Origin of the sequence: Streptomyces sp. NPDC058664 (genome assembly GCF_042716635.1) — a bacterium.
Taxonomy (GTDB): domain Bacteria; phylum Actinomycetota; class Actinomycetes; order Streptomycetales; family Streptomycetaceae; genus Streptomyces.
In genome coordinates, this window is record NZ_JBHXRW010000081.1 from 1 (window position 1) to 20,304 (window position 20,304).

The 20,304-nt window shown below is 71.8% G+C and carries 15 protein-coding genes; 7 read left to right on the forward strand and 8 right to left on the reverse strand.

The genetic code is table 11. The annotated features are described in order from the left end of the window. Window positions 1-143: 143 nt before the first annotated feature. A complete protein-coding gene (locus ACFWUY_RS37050) occupies window positions 144-1,286 on the reverse strand; it encodes a S1 family peptidase (protein WP_384120482.1) in 1,143 nt (380 codons plus the stop codon). Window positions 1,287-1,521: 235 nt separating this feature from the next. Here ACFWUY_RS37050 and ACFWUY_RS37055 point away from each other — a divergent pair, with 235 nt between their 5' ends. Continuing rightward, window positions 1,522-2,484, forward strand: a complete 963-nt coding sequence (locus ACFWUY_RS37055) for an adenosine kinase (RefSeq protein WP_384120484.1) — start codon at window positions 1,522-1,524, stop codon at window positions 2,482-2,484. 24 nt (window positions 2,485-2,508) lie between these two features. Here ACFWUY_RS37055 and ACFWUY_RS37060 read toward each other — a convergent pair whose 3' ends face one another. The 3 genes from ACFWUY_RS37060 to ACFWUY_RS37070 form a co-directional block, all read right to left on the reverse strand. Beyond that, window positions 2,509-3,393: a geranyl diphosphate 2-C-methyltransferase gene (locus tag ACFWUY_RS37060; RefSeq protein WP_384120486.1), complete on the reverse strand. Its 885-nt coding sequence runs from the start codon at window positions 3,391-3,393 to the stop codon at window positions 2,509-2,511. A 14-nt stretch (window positions 3,394-3,407) separates the two neighbouring features. Further along, window positions 3,408-4,637, reverse strand: a complete 1,230-nt coding sequence (locus ACFWUY_RS37065) for a family 2 encapsulin nanocompartment cargo protein terpene cyclase (protein ID WP_384120488.1) — start codon at window positions 4,635-4,637, stop codon at window positions 3,408-3,410. A gap of 102 nt (window positions 4,638-4,739) precedes the next feature. Next, window positions 4,740-6,152 (reverse strand): family 2B encapsulin nanocompartment shell protein, encoded by a 1,413-nt coding sequence (locus ACFWUY_RS37070; RefSeq protein ID WP_384120490.1) that lies wholly within the window; start codon window positions 6,150-6,152, stop codon window positions 4,740-4,742. A gap of 379 nt (window positions 6,153-6,531) precedes the next feature. Here ACFWUY_RS37070 and ACFWUY_RS37075 point away from each other — a divergent pair, with 379 nt between their 5' ends. Continuing rightward, window positions 6,532-7,992 carry a basic amino acid/polyamine antiporter gene (locus ACFWUY_RS37075; protein ID WP_384120492.1) on the forward strand — a complete coding sequence of 487 codons (1,461 nt, stop codon included), beginning with the start codon at window positions 6,532-6,534 and terminating at the stop codon, window positions 7,990-7,992. A 73-nt stretch (window positions 7,993-8,065) separates the two neighbouring features. Next, complete coding sequence (locus tag ACFWUY_RS37080) at window positions 8,066-9,328, forward strand: arginine deiminase (RefSeq protein WP_384120494.1); 1,263 nt, start codon at window positions 8,066-8,068, stop codon at window positions 9,326-9,328. A 75-nt stretch (window positions 9,329-9,403) separates the two neighbouring features. Here ACFWUY_RS37080 and ACFWUY_RS37085 read toward each other — a convergent pair whose 3' ends face one another. The 4 genes from ACFWUY_RS37085 to ACFWUY_RS37100 form a co-directional block, all read right to left on the reverse strand. Then, window positions 9,404-9,907 carry a DUF1269 domain-containing protein gene (locus ACFWUY_RS37085; protein ID WP_384120496.1) on the reverse strand — a complete coding sequence of 168 codons (504 nt, stop codon included), beginning with the start codon at window positions 9,905-9,907 and terminating at the stop codon, window positions 9,404-9,406. 30 nt (window positions 9,908-9,937) lie between these two features. Continuing rightward, complete coding sequence (locus ACFWUY_RS37090) at window positions 9,938-10,579, reverse strand: FxLYD domain-containing protein (RefSeq protein ID WP_384120498.1); 642 nt, start codon at window positions 10,577-10,579, stop codon at window positions 9,938-9,940. Between the two features lie 39 nt (window positions 10,580-10,618). Beyond that, window positions 10,619-11,713, reverse strand: coding sequence for a chemotaxis protein (locus ACFWUY_RS37095; protein WP_384120500.1), 1,095 nt, complete (start codon window positions 11,711-11,713; stop codon window positions 10,619-10,621). 79 nt (window positions 11,714-11,792) lie between these two features. Continuing rightward, window positions 11,793-12,281 carry a DUF1269 domain-containing protein gene (locus ACFWUY_RS37100; protein WP_384120501.1) on the reverse strand — a complete coding sequence of 163 codons (489 nt, stop codon included), beginning with the start codon at window positions 12,279-12,281 and terminating at the stop codon, window positions 11,793-11,795. Window positions 12,282-12,547: 266 nt separating this feature from the next. Between ACFWUY_RS37100 and ACFWUY_RS37105 the strand changes: the two genes are divergently transcribed. From ACFWUY_RS37105 to ACFWUY_RS37120, 4 genes are all read left to right on the forward strand, one after another. Next, window positions 12,548-13,798 carry a serine hydrolase domain-containing protein gene (locus ACFWUY_RS37105; RefSeq protein ID WP_384120503.1) on the forward strand — a complete coding sequence of 417 codons (1,251 nt, stop codon included), beginning with the start codon at window positions 12,548-12,550 and terminating at the stop codon, window positions 13,796-13,798. A gap of 159 nt (window positions 13,799-13,957) precedes the next feature. Continuing rightward, complete coding sequence (locus ACFWUY_RS37110) at window positions 13,958-14,740, forward strand: hypothetical protein (RefSeq protein WP_384120505.1); 783 nt, start codon at window positions 13,958-13,960, stop codon at window positions 14,738-14,740. A 141-nt stretch (window positions 14,741-14,881) separates the two neighbouring features. Then, entirely contained in the window at window positions 14,882-19,033 is a 4,152-nt protein-coding gene (locus ACFWUY_RS37115) for a molybdopterin-dependent oxidoreductase (protein ID WP_384120507.1), read from the forward strand. Window positions 19,034-19,182: 149 nt separating this feature from the next. Further along, the gene (locus ACFWUY_RS37120; RefSeq protein ID WP_384120509.1) at window positions 19,183-20,268 is read left to right on the forward strand and encodes a substrate-binding domain-containing protein; all 1,086 of its coding nucleotides are present in this window, start codon (window positions 19,183-19,185) and stop codon (window positions 20,266-20,268) included. Window positions 20,269-20,304: the final 36 nt, after the last annotated feature.

Below are 20,304 nucleotides of genomic sequence, written 5' to 3' on the forward strand. Positions count from 1 at the left end.
CTGCGGGACCGTCCTGGCGAAGAACCAGACGGTCAACTACAGCCAGGGGGCGGTGCACCAGATGACGAAGACCAGTGTGTGCGCCGGCCGGTCGCGGATTGCCGACCGGCCGGCCCGGAGCGCGTGCGCGTACGGACGGAGGGTCAGGCCGTGTGCAGCGTGAGGCCGTAGCGGCCGAGGATCTCGTTGACGGGCTGGAACCAGGTCTCGCCGCCGGTCGAGCAGTTGCCCCAGCCGCCGGAGGTGACGCCCTGGGCCTGGTCCCCGCTGATGAAGGCGCCGCCGGAGTCACCGCCCTCCGCGCACACACTGGTCTTCGTCATCTGGTGCACCGCCCCCTGGCTGTAGTTGACCGTCTGGTTCTTCGCCAGGACGGTCCCGCAGTGCCAGCGGGTGGTGGAACCGGAGCGGCAGACGGACGCCCCCACGGGTGCCTCGGCCGAGCCGCGGACGAGCCGGTCCGGCACCGTCCCCCAGCCGAGCACCACCGGTACCGTCCACCAGCCGCTGTGGATGCTCACGTACGCGTAGTCGTCGCCGGGGAACGAGGAGCCCTGGAAGGTGCCCATCGCGGAGCCGTCCCAGCCACGGACGGCGGCCCCGGCCCGGCCGCAGTGCCCGGCGGTGACGAAGCCGCCGTGCACGGAGAAGCCGATGGAACAGCGGACGTTGCCGGTGTAGTACGGATCGCCGCCGACCGTTCCCGCGGCGTACGTGCGGGGAGCGGCCGCCGTCTCGGCGACGGTGACGGGGCCGGTGGCGCGGGCCCGCTCGACGAAGGCGCGCACGGCGGGCAGGTGCCGGTCCGCGCGGACGACACTGACGACAACGCTGTTGGACCGGGGATCGACGTGCCAGCCGGCGATCCCGGCCGGGGCGGAGCGGGTGTCGAGCCCGGCCTTGGTGCGGTCCAGTGCGGCAGCGCTGTGCCGGACGAGCCGGGTGTCGGCGCCGAGCGCCCGGACCTCCGCCTCCTCGTCGCGGTCGGTGAGGCCGACGACGAGCCGTCCGCCGGCCGCGTCGAACCACGCGCCGCCGTACGAGTCGCCCGCCACCCGCCGCGCCTCGGCCTCCACGCGCGCCGCGTCCCGTTCGGCCTTCAGCCGTTCGGCGGCTTGGCGGTCCGTCAGGCCGAGGTCGCGGCGCATGGCGTCGAGGAGGCCGGCGGAGGCGGTGGGCGCGGCGCCGGAAGGTTCGGCGCTCGCGGGGAGGGCGTGGGCGGCGCCGAGCCCGACGGCGAGCACAAGGGCCGCGACGGTGGCGCGCAGGGCGGATGGACGTCTCACAGGAGCCTCCTGGTGGGGGAAGAAGACATTGAGAGCGCTCTCAGAGGATCAGCACGGCGTACGCTAGCGGCCTTTGCTTGTCAGGTCCATACCATGTAGCGGGATCCGGCCGGACGGTCCGGTGCCCAGGCGCCCCCGCCGCCGCATCTCCTTGCTGAAAAATCCTGCAAGCCCTTGCTGGCGGTGCCATGGGCTGCTTGACTCCTCGTGGCGTTCAGCGGCAGCCGGAGGAACCATGACGATCAACCGGTACGACGTCCTCGTCCTCGGAGGATCGGGCGTCGACACGATCGTGTACGTGCCCGAGCTCCCCCTCCCGTACGCGGACAGCTACATGATCCGGCCGGGCATCGAGACCCGCGCCGGGCAGACGGGCGACTTCGTGGCCCTCGGCCTGAGCGCCCTGGGTCTGCGGACCCACCACATCGACATGATCGGCGAGGACTCCGCCGGCGACCTCGTCCGTGCCTTCCACCGCGACCGGGGCATCGACTTCACCGAAGTGCCCCTGCCCGGTGGGACGAAGCGGGCCGTCAACCTCGTCGGCCCCGACGGCCGCAGACTCTCGCTCTACGACGACAGCCGGTCCCACGAGTCCGACCGGCTGCCCGAGGAGCTGGTCCGTTCCCTCGCCTCGTCGAGCCGCCACGCCCACGTCTCGATCACGTACCCGTGCGCCTTCGCCCTCCCCCTGCTGCGCGAGGCGGGCCTCACCGTCTCCACGGACCTGCACAACTGGGACGGCGAGAACCCCTACCACGAGCCCTTCGCCCACGGCGCGGACCTCGTGTTCGTCTCCGCCACCGCCCTGGCCGACCCGGAACGGACCATGCGCCGGATCATGGAACGGGGCCGCGCCGAGGTCGTGGTCGCCACCGCGGGAGCCGACGGCGCGTACATGCTGACGGCCGACGGGCTCGTCCACGTACCGCCCGTCGCACCCCGCGAGCCGGTGGTCGATTCCAACGGAGCGGGCGACGCCTTCGCCTCCGGTTTCCTCTTCGGCCGGCTGACGGGCCGGACCTTCGACCGGTGCGCCCTCTACGGCGCGGTGGCCGGCGCCCACGCCTGCACCGTGCCCGCCACCGGGACCGACGCCATCGACCGTGCCGGACTCCTCGAGGAGGTCGCCGTGTTGACGGGCGAGCCGGTGCCCGACGGTGACGGAGCGGACGAAGGGGCCGGGCCCGTCGGATGACGGACCCGGCCCCTTCGCGGTCGGTCAGACCCGGTCGGCCGCGATCAGGACGTACTGGAAGGAGCCGTCCTTGTAGGAGTTGATGAACGCCTCCTCGATGCCGGTCACCAGGGACGACGTGGCACGCAGCTCCCAGTACGGCAGGGTGTCGGGCGTCAGGTCGATGACGGCCTGCGGCACCAGACGGTTGTCGGCCATCGCCCGCAGGTACTCGCGGCGGGAGTGGATGTTGCACTCGAAGTGCGCGTTGATCTGGGAGACCCACTTCGAGGGCTGGCCGTAACGCGGGTTCCAGCACCCCGTGATGGTCACGTAACGGCCGCCGACCGCGAGGACGCGGGAGTGCTCGGCGAAGAGGTCGTGGAGGTCGACGTACATGCTCGACTCGTTGTTCCACGAGCCGGCGGCCTGCCCCGTCTCGAAGGGCATGTCGAGCATGTTGCACACGCGGGCGCGCACGTGGTCGTCGATGCCGAGTTCCTTGGCCCGCTGGTTGCCGAAGTCGGCCTGCTTGGCGGAGAGGGTGACGCCCTCGACCTTGCAGCCGAAGCGCTGGTGGGCCATCACCATCGAACCGCCGCGGCCGCAGCCGGCGTCCACGAGCGTGTCGTCGCGCCCGATGGAGCCGAGGTGGTCGAGGAGGACCTCGGCCTGCGCGGACTCCAGCCGGTGCAGCTCGGCGATCAGCTTCTTCTCGTACTCGCTGTCCTCGGCGTCCCCGAGGGCGGCGTGGTCGATGTCACCGATGCCGTAGTGGTGGTGGTAGAGGCCGTCGACGTCCCCCAGGCGCAGGTTGACCGGCCTGGCCTCGGCGTTCCAGTAGCGGGCGATGTCCCCCTGGTAGGGCGTCGCCGGGGAGGGGACGAACGCGGAGGTGCCGTCGACGGTGGTGTATTCGGTGCTGGTCACAGATAATCCATTTCTTACCAGAAATCGGGCAGGCTGTAGCGATAGGTGTTGGTCTGGTGCCAGTAGTGGTTGCCGTCGACCCACACGGCCACGCCCCGCAGGAAGCGCAGCACGCTCGGGACGGGGCAGGCGGCGGCGAGGTCGGCGGCGGCGGCTTCGAAGTCGCGCATGAGGTCGTTGTGGACCTCGACGGCCTTCAGATAGCCCTCCTTGTCGGAGACGCCCTCGCGTTCGGCGATCACCACGGGCAGGTTGAGGTGCTTGCCGGGACCGGCCAGTTCCTTCGTGTACGAGTAGAGGTCGTTCACGATGGTGGTGGCGTTCCCGGCGAGTGCGAGCACGCGCTGCATGGCCGGCTGGGCGTGCAGGTCCGCGGGCAGTTCGTAGCCGCCGACGGAGTCGGTGATGGTGGGACAGGGGCGGAAGTTGTTGAACTGACGCATCGCCAGGTACTCCCACACCTCCGGGACGTGGTTCGTCTCGGTCCAGGCGGCCTCGGCCAGGTACCCCATGTGCAGACGGGCCATGTCGTGCCGGAACCGGTCGGCCTGGGAGGGGGTGGCCTGACCGACGAAGTACTCCATGGCGGAGCGGTAGGCGCGCCGCGGGGCGTCCGCGTGGAGCGACTCCGCCCACTGCGGCTGGTACTCCTTCGTCGTGTACAGGGGGTCGAGCGCGGTGTGCGCGAGGAGGAGGCGCCCGCCGAGACCGACGGGCGAACCGCCGTGGTCCTCGCAGTAGCAGTCGTCGACGGCGTTCTCGGCGACCATGAGGCGGGTGGCGAGCATCAGGTGCTCGACGGTCGGGGCGTCCGGGTGGCAGGCGACCATGTAGCGCCCGACGGAGAAGCCGTCGAACTCGCCCTCCCAGTCGTCGGGGAACAGCTGGACCTCGTCCTGGGCCCAGGCCTTGATGCGGCGGCTGACCTCGTCCACGCGTACGGGATCCGGTTCCGGGACGGGGTGGAAATAGAGGCCCGGGATCGGACGCCCCCGCACCGGCTCCTCGGAGGCCGAGGGGGCCGAGGGCTCCGGGGCCTCCGCGCGCCGGGCCAGGGACAGGCCCGCCGTACCGAGCCCGGTAGGGCCCGGCGGGATCCACGCCGGGTCCGGGTGGGGAGGCGTGACCGCCGCGGCTTCGGCGGGCTCGGTGGCGGGGGCCGCCCGGCCGAGGACGTGCGTCCCGAAGTGGGTGGCGGCGGCGGGCAGGCTCGACTGCACAGGGGAAGGCCCGGGTTCGGGCATCCGTGACTCCTTGGTGAGGGGGTGGGCTGTCCGGGATCCCGGGCGCGCTCGGCCGGTCCGGTCGGGCCCGGACCGTCGGTGGCCGTCGCGGCGGCCGCGGGACTAGTCGCGCCTGCGGGCGATCTGCACGTTCTCCAGGACGCCGAGCGCGTTGGGCACGAGGATGGCGGCGGAGTAGTACGTGGTGACGAGGTACGACATGATCGCCTGCTCGCTGATGCCCATGAAGCGGACCGAGAGGCCCGGCTCGTACTCATCCGGCAGTCCGGTCTGGCGCAGCCCGATGACGCCCTGGTTGTCCTCTCCGAGGCGCATGGCCAGGATCGAGCTGGTGTTCTCCTTGGTGATGGGGATCTTGTTGCAGGGCAGGATCGGGACCCCGCGCCAGCCCAGGACCCGGTGGCCGTCGAGCTCGACGGTGTCGGGGTAGAGCCCGTGGGCGTTCCACTCGCGCCCGATCGCGGCGATGGTCCTCGGGTGGGCGAGGAAGAGCTTGGTGCCGCGGCGGCGGCAGAGGAGCTCGTCGAGGTCGTCCGGGGTGGGCGGGCCGGAGTGCGTCTGGATCCGCTGCTTGAAGTCGGCGTTGTGGAGGAGGCCGAACTCCCGGTTGTTGATCAGCTCGTGCTCCTGGCGCTCGCGCAGCGCCTCGACGGTGAGCCTGAGCTGTTCCTCGGTCTGGTTCATCGGCCCGTTGTAGAGGTCGGCGACCCTCGTGTGGACCCGCAGCACGGTCTGGGCGACGGAGAGCTCGTACTCGCGCGGCTTGAGCTCGTAGTCGACGAAGGCGCCCGGCAGCTCGACCTCGCCGGTGTGGCCGGCCGACATCGCGATCTCGGCCTCGCCGTGACGGTTCTGCCGCTGGAGGGGCAGCGAGCTGAACTCCTCGATGTGGGCCTGGAGGCCGGGCGCGGATGCCAGGACGGTGGCGAACTCGGTGCGGGAGAGGGTGAGGAGCGTGCCGGAGGTCTCGGCGGTCGCGGTGTAGTCCCATCGGGCGTCGGCGTCCAGGAGGGCGTTCTCACCGAACCGGTCGCCGTCGGCGAGCACCGCCACGGCCACGTCGTCGCCGTACTTGCCGAGCGAGGTCTGCTTGATCCGGCCGTGGGCGATCAGGTGGATCTGGTCGGCGGGGGCGCCGCGCTCGACGAGCACCTCACCGGCGCCGAAGTCGCGCTGGACGCACCGGCCCGCGAGCGCGTTCAGCACCTCCTCGTCCTCGAAGCCGCGCAGCAGGGCGAGTTCGCCGAGCTCCCGGGGGATCACCCGGACGTGGGCACCGTCCTGGACGAACTCGATGCGACCGTCGCCGACGGTGTAGCTCAGCCGGCGGTTGACCCGGTAGGCGCCGCCCTTGGTCTCCACCCAGGGGAGCATCCGCAGCAGCCAGCGGGAGCTGATCTCCTGCATCTGCGGGGCGGACTTGGTCGTGGTGGCGAGGTTCCGGGCGGCCGCGGTGCTGAGGCTGGACTGCTTCGGCGCGTCGAGCTGTGCGTCCGGGCGGGTGTCAACGGTCATGGGGCGGGCTCTCCTTCGGAGGGGGGTGGTGACCGGCGCACGGGTGCGCCGACCGGTGAAAGAGGAGAAAGGGGAGGAAATGGAGGAACAGGAGTGAACCTCTGGGAATCCGTCCAGATCCGGGGGAACAGTAGCGGCCGGTGAACCCGGCTCGCCCCGCAGGACCGGGGGCGTTACCTCGAAACGGCGATCTTGGTCCGCGCGAGGTTTAACTGAGCGAACGTCAGTTTTCGGACAGGCCGACCGAGGGTCCCGGGTGGGCGGTGAGGCGTCGATTCTTCTCCGACCACGCGCGATTCAGCCACACCTGAGATAGGCACATAAGCCACTATTGGAATCAATCACTCCGAGCGAGCTTTCAGCAGTCGAGAGGCAGGCCATGTCGAACGCCGATACCAGTGAGGGCGCCGTCACCACCGGCTCCCCGCCCACGGCCAAGCTGACGCTCGTCACGCTGACCGCGATGGTCGTCGGGTCCATGGTCGGCGCCGGCGTGTTCTCCCTGCCGCGACGCTTCGCGCAGGAGACGGGGGTCGCGGGCGCGCTGATCGCCTGGGCGATCGCCGGCTGCGGCATGCTGATGCTCGCGTTCGTCTTCCAGACGCTCGCCGTGCGCCGCCCGGACCTGGACGCCGGTGTCTACGCGTACGCCAAGGCCGGTTTCGGCGAGTACCTCGGCTTCTTCTCCGCTTTCGGCTACTGGGCGAGCGCCTGCGTCGGCAACGTGACCTACTGGGTGCTCATCATGTCGACGATCGGCGCCGTCGCGCCGGCGCTCGGCGACGGCGACACCGCCCTCTCCATCGTGCTGTCCTCGGCCGGCCTGTGGGCGTTCTTCCTGCTCATCCGGCGGGGGGTGAAGGAGGCCGCCGCGATCAACCGGATCGTGACCGTGGCCAAGGTCGTGCCCATCATCGTCTTCGTCCTCCTGGCCCTGTTCTACTTCGAGCCGTCCGTCTTCGCCGACAACTGGGGCGGCGCCGACTACGCCGGCTCCCTGTTCAACCAGGTCCGCGGCACCATGCTCGCCACCGTCTTCGTCTTCCTCGGGGTCGAGGGCGCCAGCGTGTACTCACGGCACGCCAAGCGCCGCGAGGACGTGGGCCGGGCGACGGTCCTGGGCTTCCTCAGCGTCTTCGCCGTCTTCGCCTCGGTGACCATCGTCTCGTACGGGATCCTGCCGATGGGCGAGATCGCCGAGCTGCGCCAGCCTTCCATGGCGGGCGTCCTGGAGGCCGCGGTCGGCACCTGGGGCCAGGCCTTCGTCAGCGTCGGCCTCATCGTCTCCGTCCTCGGCGCCTACCTCGCCTGGACCCTGATGGCCGCGGAGGTGCTCTTCGTCGCGGCCAAGGACGAGGACATGCCGCGCTTCCTGGGGCGCTCCAGCGGCGACGACGTCCCCGTCCCGGCACTTCTGATGACCACGGCCCTCAGCCAGATCGTGCTGGTGGTCACGGCCTTCTCCGACGACGCGTTCAACTTCGCCCTCGACCTGACCAGTTCGCTCAGCCTGATCCCGTTCCTGCTGGCCGCCGCGTTCGCGGTGAAGATCGCCCTCAGGCCCGCGCAGGAGAAGGTGACGGGGACGAGCACCCGGCGCGAGCTGGTCGTGGGCGTGCTCGCCACGGTGTACACGGCGTTCCTGCTGTACTCGGCCGGGCTCAAGTTCGTCCTGGTGTCCTTCCTCATCTACGCGCCCGCGACCTTCCTGTTCGTCAAGGCGAGGCGCGAGCAGGGCAGGCGGCTCTTCTCCCCGCGCGAGCTGGTGATCCTGGCCGTCTCGGTCGCCGGCGCCGTCCTGGGGGTCGTGGCCCTCGCGGCCGGCTGGATCAGCCTCTGAGTCGCCTTTCCTTCCCCCATGCCCCATGACCCTGTGACCCGATGTCCCCGTCACCCGTACCGAAAGGCCCCGCATGACCGGCAACGACGCTTCCGCCGAGCCCGCGCTCGGCGTCCACTCCGAGGTCGGACGGCTCCGCAAGGTCCTGGTCTGCTCTCCCGGGCTCGCCCACCGCCGGCTGACCCCGACCAACTCGGACGACCTGCTCTTCGACGACGTGATGTGGGTCGAGAACGCGCAGCGCGACCACGCCGACTTCGTCGACGAGCTCACCCGGCGGGGCGTCGAGGTCGTGGAGCTGCACCGACTGCTCGCCGACACGATGGCGATCCCCGAGGCCAGGGCCTGGCTCCTCGACCGGAAGATCGTCCCCAACGAGGTCGGGCTCGGGCTCGTCGACGACACCCGCGCCTTCCTCGACTCCCTCGCCCCGCGCGAGCTGGCCGAGTACCTCATCGGCGGCCTGTCGACGGCCGACCTGCAGGGCGCGTTCCGTTCCGGGTACGTGTCACTCGCCCGGGAAGGCGTCGGGGCGCGCGAGTACCTGATGCCGCCGCTGCCGAACACGCTCTACACCCGCGACACCACCTGCTGGCTGTACGGCGGGGTGACCCTGAACCCGCTGTACTGGCCCGCCCGGCACGGCGAGACCCTCCTCATGAAGGCGATCTACACCTTCCACCCCGACTACGCGGGCGCCACCGTCTGGTGGGGCGACCCCGAACAGGACTGGGGCCAGGCCACCTTCGAGGGCGGCGACATCATGCCCGTCGGCAACGGCGTCGTCCTCATGGGCATGAGCGAACGCACCTCCCGCCAGGCCATCACCCAGGTCGCCGCCTCGCTGTTCAGGAACGGCGCGGCCGAGCACGTCGTCGTCGCCGGCATGCCGAAGCTGCGCGCCGCGATGCACCTGGACACCGTCTTCACCTTCGCCGACCGCGACATCGTCACGCTCTACCCGAAGATCATGGACGCCGTTCACACCTTCTCGCTGCGGCCCGGCGACAAGGCCCCGGGCGTGGAGATCACCGACGAGGGCGACACCCCCTTCGTGGAGGTGGTCGCCAAGAGCCTCGGCCTGCCGCAGCTCCGGGTGATCGAGACCGGCGGCGACGTGTACGCCTCCGAGCGCCAGCAGTGGGACAGCGGCAACAACGCCGTCGCCCTCGAACCCGGGGTCGTCTTCACCTACGACCGGAACACCCAGACCAACGCGCTGCTGCGCGAAGCGGGCGTCGAGGTCATCACCATCGTCGGTGCCGAACTCGGCCGGGGACGCGGCGGCGGCCACTGCATGACCTGCCCGCTCGTCCGTGACGCGGTCGAGTTCTGAGGCCTCCCGCGCCCATGGGACCGGCCGCCCCCGAGGGGGCGGCCGGTCCCGCGCGTTCCGCGACCGCCGGACGGATCAGTCCGTCGGCTCCGAGCCCGCCAGCTGCTCGGCGAGCTCCCGCTCGCTCTGCTCCGGGAGGGTGGTCTTGAGCACGGTTCCGCCGAATTCCTCCATGGCACCGGCGAACGCGTCCTCGCTGACCTCCGAGGCCATGATCACGACGGCCGACGAGCCCGGTTCGAGCAGCGAACGGACCTTCTCCCGGAACCTGTTGTCGACACCCATCTGGTTCAGCTTGCCGATGAGCCCTCCGACGGCGGCGCCCACGACGCCGATCCCCGGCGTGAGGATGATCATGCCGAAGACCAGCCCCCAGAGGGCGCCTGCGGTGGCCGAGAGGGCGACCTTCCCTTCCCTCCTGGCCGGGGTGTCCACGTGGGTCTCGCCGTTCGCGTCCACCGAGACGACGGCGAGCCCGGTCAGTTCGAGCGCCTTGCCGCGCTCGAGTTCCTGGACCTTGGCGAAGGCCCGCTCCGCGACGGCGCGGTCGTCGTAGCCGAGGACGATGAGTTCGGACATGTGGCTCTCCTCCTGGGTCAGTACCCTGGGTCAGTACCGCTGCGCCTTCACGAGCTTCGGGGTGAGCACCGGTTCGGGGGGCTGTCCGCTGACGACCAGCGGCTGTTCGCGCTCGCCCGGTCCGAGGTCCTCGACACCGACGAACCGCGTCTCGACGACCTTGCCGGAGGGGTCGAGGAAGTCGACCTGCACGGCGTAGGAGGCCTTCTCGTCCGTCTTGTTGGTGACGGTCAGGAGGACGGCCAGGACACCTCCGGTGTCCGCTCGCGGCTTTCCGGTCATCGCGACCTCGCCCAGCGCGTTGCCGCGGCCCTGCACGCCCTTCAGCGCGTCCTCGGCGGCTTGGCGGGAACGCTCGATCTCCGTCCCGATGGACGCCTTGCGCGAGGCCTCCCTGGCGGACGCCGAGGCCGCCGCCGACGAGGCGGACGCGCGGGCGGATTCGATGGCCTCCGCGGCCGACGAGGCGGCGGCGGACGGCGGTTCGCCCGAGAAGCCGGCCGTGTCGGGAGCCGTGGGCCGTGGGCTGAAAGTGGGGCCGCCGGTGTCGTCGTTGCCGGTGTCGCAGGACACGAGGCCGGCCGTGCCGAGGGCCGTGACGACGACGGCGGCCGCCGCGCTCACCGCCCGTGCGCGGACCGACCGTCTCGCGCGCGCCGATGTGGGGTTCACAGGATGCGTCCTCTTCTCGTCTCCGTGGTGCGATCGTGGTCAGTAGCGCAGGACGCCGGCGATGCGGTCCATGTCGAGCAGGGTGTCGTCGCGTACGAACTGGACCTCGGCTCCGCTGTCGAGGGCCCGTTCGACGATCTCGTCGACCATGTCGTCCCGTGCCTCGGCCTCGGTGGGCTCCGCTGGTTCCAGATGGCCGCCGTCGTCCCGTACGACGGTCCGGTAGTGGTCCTCGACGGCGAGCAGCCGGACCCGGCCGTCCTTCACGGCCTGCCACACCTCGTCGATCCCACCGGCGTACTCCCGCCGTCCCCTGGCCGCGTCGAGCTCGGCCACGACCGTGGTCGACGCGGCGGCCTCACGGGCGGCGCGGGCGGGCTCGACGGCCTTCCGTACCGCCTCGGCGGGGCCGCGCGCGAGCCCGCCCTGCCGGATGGGCGTCGCGCCCGGCAGGAGCGGCCCGGTCTCCTCCAGGAGGGCGAGGGCGGCGGGTTCCCCGATCACGTACAGCGGGCGCGGCCGGGAGGCGAGGACCGCGCGCAGCGTCCGGTGCGCCTCGCGGAGGAACCGGCGGGTGGCCTCGTCCCGGAAGGTGCCGGGGAGGTCGCCGACGCGTTGCTCGCGTTCCGCGTCCGGGTCGTCGAGGCCGCGGACGAGCGGGAAGCCGTCCGCGGTGTGTTCGGTGACCCGTTCGGCGTCGCCGCTCCACAGCGAGACCCGGTCGGCCGCCACCGCGAGCGTCCAGGAGGGCTGTTCGGCGGCCCGGGCGGCGACGAGGTTGCGGGTGAGGAAGGTGTCGGCGACGACGACGCGCTCCGGGACCGTCCGGGCCACCGACCACACGTGGTGCTCGCCCGGGGCGGCGAAGACGACCAGGCCGTCCTCGGCGTGCGTGAGGTCGATCCCGGCGACCGCCCGGCGCAGCTGCTCCAGGACGTCGTCGCGCCGCTCCCGGGTCACCGCGGGGTCGTCGTGGACGGCCTTCTCCGCCGCGGCCACGAGGTTGCGGAGGCGTACGGGGTCCTGGGCGTTCTCCGGTGCGCGGCGGTGCGTCGGCATGACGAGGGACACGGCGGGGTACGGGCGGGGCCTGCGCAGCTTCGCGAGCACGTCACTGCTGAGCGCGGGGTCCATGGGGGAAGCCTTCCTTGCTGGTTCCCGCGGTGTCGCGGGCGCGGCCGGGCAGGCCCGGCCGGCGGGTGCGGCGGGCGGGCTACTGGGGGCCGGCGAGCTGGTCGGCCAGCTCCTTCTCGTCCTCGTCGCTGAGCGAGGTCTTGAGGACGGTGCCGCCGTGCGGCTGCATGGCCACCGTGAACTTGTCGTCGGTGATCTTCGAAGCCATGATCACGACGGCGGCCGAACCGGGCTTGAGGAGGTCCTCCACCTGTTGGCGGAACCGGTCGTCCACGCCCGACTTGCTCAGCTTGCCGACGAGACCGCCGAGGGCCGCGCCGGTCAGGAGTCCGACCCCGGGCAGCAGGAAGAGGATGCCGAAGATCGCTCCCCACAGGGCCCCGGACGCGGCGGAGACGCCGACGAGGCGGCTGGTGGTGTCGACATGGGTACTGCCCCCTTCGTCCACGGAGACCACCGCGAGACCGTTCAGGTGCACCACGTAGTCCCGTTGCAGGTCCTGCACGGTGGTGAACGCACGCCGGGCCACCTCCGGGTCGTCGTATCCGATGACGATCAGCTCGGACATTCCCGCCTCCTGTCGCGGCGGCAGCCCGCCGGACGTCCACTTCGCCCGCTGACGGAGAGACGCGTACGACCTCTCGAGGGGCCACGAAATGACATCTTGTCCCGATATGAACACCATCGCGACTCGATGGCCTCCTCAACGGACGCGCGGAAAGGTCCCGAACGGGCGCACGGAGAGGCCCGGCGGCTGACCCGCCCGGGCGGGTCGGCGGCGGGTCGCGGAGCGTTCCGCCGGACAGACGCCGGAGCCCCGGACATAGTGCGGGCATGACACGCACCCCCCTCACCTCGCGCGCGCGCACGCGTGTGCGCTCCCGCAGGGCCCTGCTCTGCGCCGCGCTCCTCGCGCTCACCGTCCAGACGGCCGCCGTCGCACCCGCGCTCGCCGCGGGGCCCGGCGGCCACGGCGGATCCGACTGCGTACGGACCGAGGGTCCCCTCGGCGGCGAGGCCCGCCGGATCCTGGACATCACCCGCAAGGCCAAGAAGGACCTCCGGTTGAAGTCCGTGCAGCTGCGGGTCACCGTCGACGGACGCGAGGTCGTCACCGACGCGCTCGGCGAGTCCATGACCGGTGTACCGGCCGAGCCCGACATGCACTTCCGCGCGGGGTCCGTGGCCTTCGCGCACATCGGAACGGCCCTGCTCCGGCTCGTCGAGCAGCGGCGGGTCCGGCTCGACGACACCGTCGAGCGCTGGCTGCCCGACCTGCCCAAGGCCGACAGGATCACCCTGCGCATGCTGGCGAGCAACACCTCGGGGCTCCACGACTACGTCACCGACCCCGCGTTCGGGAAGGAACTTGAGGCACACCCCTTCCGTGCCTGGACCCCCGAGCAGCTGCTCGCGTATCCGCTCCGCCACTCGTTCTGGTACGAGCCGGGCACCAGCTGGAGCTACTCCCACGGCAACTACCTGCTCCTGATCTCCGCCCTCGAGAAGATCACCGGCATGCGGATCGACGCGCTCCTGAAGGAGCAGGTCACGGGTCCGCTGGAGCTGCGGAACACCCGGAGCAACCTCACCCCCGACATCCCGCGTCCGGTGCTGCACGCCTTCACCTCCGACCGCGGCTTCTACGAGGAGTCCACCTTCTGGAACCCGTCGTGGACCACCGCCCCCGGCGCGGTCATCACCACCCACATCTGTGACCTGGCCCGTTCGGCGCGGGGCATCGGGAGCGGCGAGCTGCTCTCCCCCCGCTCGTACCGCACGCTGCTCGACCCCGGCACGGTCGGGCTCGGGGGCGGGACCGCGAAGTGTCCCGCCTCGATCTGCCTGAAGCAGACCGAGGCCAAGCACTTCGGTCTCGGCGTCATCGTGATCAACGGGTGGGTCCTGCAGAACCCGTCGTTCTCCGGGTACGCGGCCATCCAGGCGTACCTTCCGTCCAAGCGGCTCGCCATCGCGGTCTCGACGACCAAGACGGCGACCACGCCCGACGGCAACACGGCCGAGAAGGTCGCCGAGCGCATCGCCGCCGCGCTCGCCCCGGAGGCCCCCCTGGCGCTCTCCTGACGCGTTCCGGGCGTACCCGGGGCACGGGGAGCGTGCCGCTGGGCGGGGCGTGCGCGCCCCGCCCGGCGGCGTCCCCGGTCTGAGTAGCCGTACTCATGCCGGGAGCCGGCCGCGGCGGGACCATGTCGCCAGGGTGCGCACGTGCTCGGAGGGGGCGGCATGAGCAAGGTCGTGGGTGTGTTCGTGGCGGCGGGTCTCGCGGTCGGCGCGCTGGTGCTGGCGTACGCGGTGGGGGCGCCGCCCGGCACGGTGCTCGCCGTGGGGGCGGGCGTCCTCGGACTGCTCTGGCTCCTGCTGCTCCTCACCACCCCGTGGAACCTGTACTTCCGGGCGCACGCGGTGCTCGCCGAGATCGCGGTCAGCCGCGAGAAGGGCCTCGCCGTCCCCGGGGAGCGGGACACCGAGGCCCGGCGCATCGCGCGCGTGATGCTGCGGGTCGCCGTCGCCGGGCACGCGGTGACGGCGGCGGGGGCGCTCGCCGTCGCCCTCGCGACGGGCCACGGGGCGGGTTACTGGTTCGCCGGGTTCTTCCTCCTGAGCACGTTCTTCAGACCGGCCGGCGCGTACTTCGGGCAGCTGCGGCGCAGGCTCGGCGTCCTGCTCAGGGAGGTGACGTTCCCGCGTGACGACGTGGTGGCGCTGACCGCGCGGGTCGCGGCGCTCGAAAGCGGTGCCACGGTCCTGGACGGCAAGGCGGAGGAGCAGTACCGGGCCCTCGCCGAGCTGCGCCGTACGGTGGACGCCGTCGCCCTCTCGGCGCATCAGCGCGCCGACGGGACCGACCGGAGGATCGCCGCCCTCGCGAGGGAGTTCGAGGCCACGGTGAACCGGCTCACCGACAACGAGGAGATCATCACCGGCCTGAAGGCCTTCCTGCGGCTCCTGCGCGCCACCGACGTCACCACCGTCACCGACGTCACCGGCGGCTCCGCCTCCCCGTGACACCCGTGGACCGGGGAGCTCACACGACGCCCGGGGCCGCTGTGTGACCGGTGTTACGGACCATGATCGGCCCGGTTGACACGGGTGTAACGGGCGTTTCGTACGGTCGGGGCTCGAACGGTTCCACAGAGAGGCGCCCCGGTGACCCCACAGGACACGGCGGACCCCCGGGGCGGTACGGCCGAGCAGGTGCGGACCGTCTGCTCGTACTGCGGTGTGGGCTGCGGACTGCTCCTCGACATCGCCACGGGACCCGACGGACGCCGTACGGTCCTCAGAGCGACGGGCGACAAGGACCACCCCGCCAACCGGGGGCGGCTCTGCACCAAGGGCGCCACCACCGCCGACCTGCTCGCCGCCCCCGGCCGCCTGACCACCGCGCTCGTCCGCGAGGAGCGCGGTGCCTCGCCCGTCCCCACCGGCACCGGCCGGGCCGTCGCCGAGACCGCCCGCCGGCTGCGGGCGATCGTCGACGAGCACGGGCCCGACGCGGTCGCGCTCTACGTCTCCGGCCAGATGAGCCTGGAGGCGCAGTACCTCGCCAACAAGCTGGCCAAGGGCTTCATCGGCACCAACCGGATCGAGTCCAACTCGCGGCTCTGCATGGCGAGCGCCGGCACCGGCTACAAGCTCTCCCTGGGCGCCGACGGACCGCCCGGCTCCTACGACGACCTCGACAGGGCCGACGTCTTCCTCGTCATCGGCTCCAACATGGCCGACTGCCACCCCATCCTGTTCCTCCGGATGATGGAGCGGGTCAAGGCCGGGGCGAAACTGATCGTCGTCGACCCCCGGCGCACCGCCACCGCCGACAAGGCCGACCTCTTCCTGCGGATCAGGCCGGGCACGGACCTCGCGCTCCTCAACGGACTGCTGCACCTGCTGCACGAGAACGGACACACCGACCCCGACTTCGTCGCCGCGCACACCGAGGGCTGGGAGGCGATGCCGCCGTTCCTCGCCGACTACCCGCCGGCCACGGTCGCCCGTATCACCGGCATGCCCGAGGACGACATCCGCACCGCCGCCGAGTGGATCGGCACGGCGGCCGAATGGACCAGCTGCTGGACCATGGGCCTCAACCAGTCCACCCACGGCACCTGGAACACCAACGCCCTGGTCAACCTGCACCTGGCGACCGGCGCGATCTGCCGCCCCGGCTCGGGCCCCTTCTCGCTGACCGGCCAGCCCAACGCCATGGGCGGACGCGAGATGGGGTACATGGGTCCCGGCCTCCCCGGACAGCGCTCGGTCCTGGTCGCCGAGGACCGGGCCTTCACCGAGGAGCTCTGGGACCTGCCGCCCGGCACGATCCGCGAGGACGGCTCGGGGCAGGGCACCGTCGACCTCTTCCGGCGCATGGCGGACGGCGAGATCAAGGCGTGCTGGATCATCTGCACCAACCCGGTCGCCTCCGTCGGCAACCGCGCCACCGTCGTCGAGGGCCTGCGGGCCGCCGAACTCGTCATCACCCAGGACGCGTTCGCCGACACCGAGACCAACGCGTACGCGGACGTCGTCCTGCCCGCCGCCCTCTGGACCGAGACCGAGGGCGTCCTGATCAACAGCGAGCGCGGCCTCACCCTCACCCGGCCGGCCGTCGACCCGCCGGGCGAGGCCCTCGCCGACTGGCGGATCATCGCCGACGTCGCCCGCGCGATGGGATACGAGAAGGCGTTCTCGTACGACAGTGCCGAGGAGGTCTTCGAGGAGATCAGACGGGCCGGGAACCCGAAGACCGGGTACGACCTGAGCGGGGTGTCGTACGAGCGGCTGCGCGCCACCCCCGTCCAGTGGCCGGCCGCGAGCGGAGGGCCGGCCCGCAACCCGATCCGGTACGTGGCCGGCGACGGCGCCGGTCCCGTCTTCCCGACGGCGAGCGGCCGGGCCGTCTTCCACGCCCGGCCCCACCTCGATCCCGCCGAGATGCCCGACGACGCGTATCCGTTCGTCCTCAACACCGGTCGTCTCCAGCACCAGTGGCACACCCTCACCAAGACGGGCAAGGTCGCCAAGCTCAACAAGCTCAACCCGGCGCCGTTCGTCGAACTGCATCCCGAGGACGCCCTGCGGCTCGGGATCGTGGCGGGCGACCCGGTGGAGATCGCCTCACGGCGCGGCAGGGCGGTGCTCCCGGCGGTGGTCACCGACCGGGTCGCGCCCGGCGGCTGCTTCGCCCCCTTCCACTGGAACGACCTGTTCGGCGAGGACCTGTGCGTCAACGCCGTCACCCAGGACGCCGTCGACCCCCTCTCCTTCCAGCCCGAGCTGAAGGTGTGCGCGGTGGCTCTGTCGAAGGCGGCGGTCCCGGTGAACCCGACGCCCCCGGGATCCGGGGTCACGACGGCGCTCGCACCCGTCACGCCCCTGGTGCCGAAGGTGGTCGTTCCGAGCGGTGCCCTGCCGCCGGGGCCCGCCGCGGCGCTCGGCCTCGAAGCGGCCCCGCCGCCCGTCCTGACCGCCGAGGAGCGGCAGTACCTCGTCGGCTTCCTCGCCGGTCTGGAGACGGGCGCGCCGGGTGTGCCCGTCCTGCCGCCCGGCGCGCCGTTCCGCGAGGACCACGCCCGCTGGGTGAACGGGGTCCTGGCCGGTCTGTACTCGCGCGCGCCGCAGGCCCCGGCCGCCGCGGGCGCGGACACCGCGGGCCGTGAGGTCGTCGTGCTGTGGGCCTCGCAGACCGGCAACGCCGAGGACTTCGCCGCCGCCACCGCCGAGCGGCTGCTCTCGGCCGGCCACCGGGCCGCGCTCGCGGGCATGGACGAGACCGACCTCGGAGCGCTGCCACCCGCCGCCGACCTCCTCCTGATCACCAGCACGTTCGGGGACGGGGACGCGCCCGACAACGGCTCCGGATTCTGGGACGCGCTCGCCGCGCCCGACACCCCGCGCCTCGACGGCCGCCGCTACGCCGTGCTCGCCCTCGGGGACTCCTCGTACGGCGACTTCTGCGGGCACGGGCGGCGTCTCGACCGCCGCCTGGACGAGCTCGGGGGCGTCCGGCTGGCGCCCCGTACCGACTGCGAACCGGACTACGAACCCTCGGCACACGCCTGGCTCGACCAGGTCCTCGCCGGTCTGTCCGAGGCGGCACCGGCTCCGCCGGCCGCACCGGCCCCGGCTGTCCCCGCCTCCGCGCCCGCCTCCGCCGCCGCGCCCGCGCCCGCTCGGCGGTCGGGGCCCGTCACCACGCCCGCCCGCCTCGTCGGGAACCGGCTCCTCAGCCTGCCGGGCGCGGGCAAGGAGGTGCGCCGGTTCACCTTCGACACGAGCGAGCACGGGACACCGCTCGGCTACGAGAGCGGGGACGCCCTCGGCGTGCGGCCCGTGAACTGCCCCGATCTCGTGGCCGAATGGCTGGCCGTCACCGGTCTCGGCGCCGACGTCCCCGTGGAACTGCCGGGTGTCGGCCCCGTGCCCTTCGGCGAAGCCCTGCACCGTCACCTCGACATCACCGGCGTCACCCCCGCCCTCCTCGGTTTCGTCACCGAACGGACCGGCGACCGGGACCTCAAGAGGCTCCTGCGGCCCGACAACAAGGACGGGCTCGCCCAGTGGACCTGGGGCCGGCAGGCCGTGGACGTCCTGGCCGAGCACGCCGTGCGCGCCGCCGCGCAGGAGTGGGCCGAGGTCCTCGGCCGTCTCAGGCCCCGGTTCTACTCGATCTCCTCCAGCCCGCTCACCGATCCCCACCGGGTGTCGCTGACCGTCTCCGTCGTCCGCTACGAGAACCTTCGCGGCCGTCCCCGCAAGGGCGTCTGCTCGTCGTTCCTCGCCGATGCCGAACCCGGCTCCCCGGTTCCGCTCTTCGTCCAGCGCGCCCCGCGTTTCCGGCCCCCGGCGGACCCCACGACCCCGATGGTGATGGTCGGTCCCGGCACGGGTGTGGCGCCCTTCCTCGGCTTCCTCGACGAGCGGCGGGCCCTCGGCCACCGGGCTCCGAACTGGCTCTTCTTCGGTGAACAGCACCGTGCCACCGACTTCTACTACGAGGAGGAGCTCACCGCCCTCCTGGCCGACGGCACCCTGGACCGCCTCGACACCGCCTTCTCCCGCGACCAGCGCGCCAAGGTCTACGTCCAGGACCGGATGCGGGAGCACGGGCCGCAGCTGTGGTCGTGGCTCCAGGCCGGCGCGCACTTCTACGTGTGCGGCGACGCCGCCCGGATGGCGAAGGACGTCGACCGGGCGCTGCGCGACATCGCCGTCACCCACGGCGGCCTCGACGAGGAGTCGGCGGGGGTGTACGTCAAGCAGCTGGCCGCCGACAGGCGGTACGTCCGGGACGTGTACTGACTTCGGCCCGGCCCCGGCGCCCCGCGCGGAGCCGCGTCACCCGCTTGCCGGTCCCCCGGTTGACGCTAATGTCGATATATGGCCACATGCACGTCTTCGTACCCGCGCTCACGCGGCGGTGGGGCGGGGGCGTACGGAAGGAGCCTCCCATGAGCCGTACATTGCGCGGCGCGATTGCCCTGGCCGGGGCCACGGCCCTCTGTCTGGGCGCGGTGGCGACCAGCGGGGCCTCCCCGCCGGAGTCCGCGGCCCAGGGCGAGGTGAGGATCGGCCTGCTGCTGCCGGAGAGCAAGACCACGCGGTACGAAAAGTTCGACCGGCCGTACATCGAGGCGAAGATCAAGGAGCTGGCGCCCGACGCCCAGATCGACTACTACAACGCCGCCGAGAACGCCACCACCCAGCAACAGCAGGTGAACACGGCGCTCGCCAAGGGCGACAAGGTCCTCATCCTGGACGCCGTGGACGCGAAGTCGATCCAGTCGTCCGTGCAGAAGGCCCGTGACGCGGGCGTCAAGGTCGTCGCGTACGACCGCCTCGCGCAGGGCCCGGTCGACGCGTACGTCTCGTACGACAACCGCAAGGTGGGCGAGCTCCAGGGCAAGGCGCTCCTCGACGCGCTCGGCGACAAGGCCGGGACCGGCCAGATCGTGATGCACAACGGTTCGCCGACCGACCCGAACGCGGCCGAGTTCAAGGCCGGGGCGCACTCGGTCCTGGACGGCAAGGTGAAGATCGGCAAGGAGTACGACACGCCGAACTGGGACCCGAACAACGCCAACCAGCAGATGTCCGGTGCCATCAGCTCCCTGGGCAAGGACAACATCGTCGGCGTCTACTCGGCCAACGACGGACTGGCCGCCGGCATCGCCACCGCGCTCAAGGCCGCGGGCATGAACGTGCCGCTGACCGGCCAGGACGCCCAGCTCGACGCGATCCAGCGGATCCTGCTCGGCACCCAGACGATCACGGTCGAGAAGCCGTACAAGCCGGAGGCCGACATCGCGGCCACGATGGCCGTCAACCTCGCCGAGGGCAAGCCGCTCCCGGCCGACCTGACGCCCACCACCGTGACCAGCGGCAGTGGCGAGAAGGTCCCGGCCAACCTGCTCACACCGGTCGTGGTCGACAGGACCAACATCAAGGACACCGTCGTCAAGGACGGCCTGTACACGGTCCAGGAGATCTGCACCCCGACGTACGCCGCGGCCTGCAAGGAGGCCGGGCTCCAGTAGCCGCGCGGCCCTCCGACCCGGTGGGGCGGAGCGGCC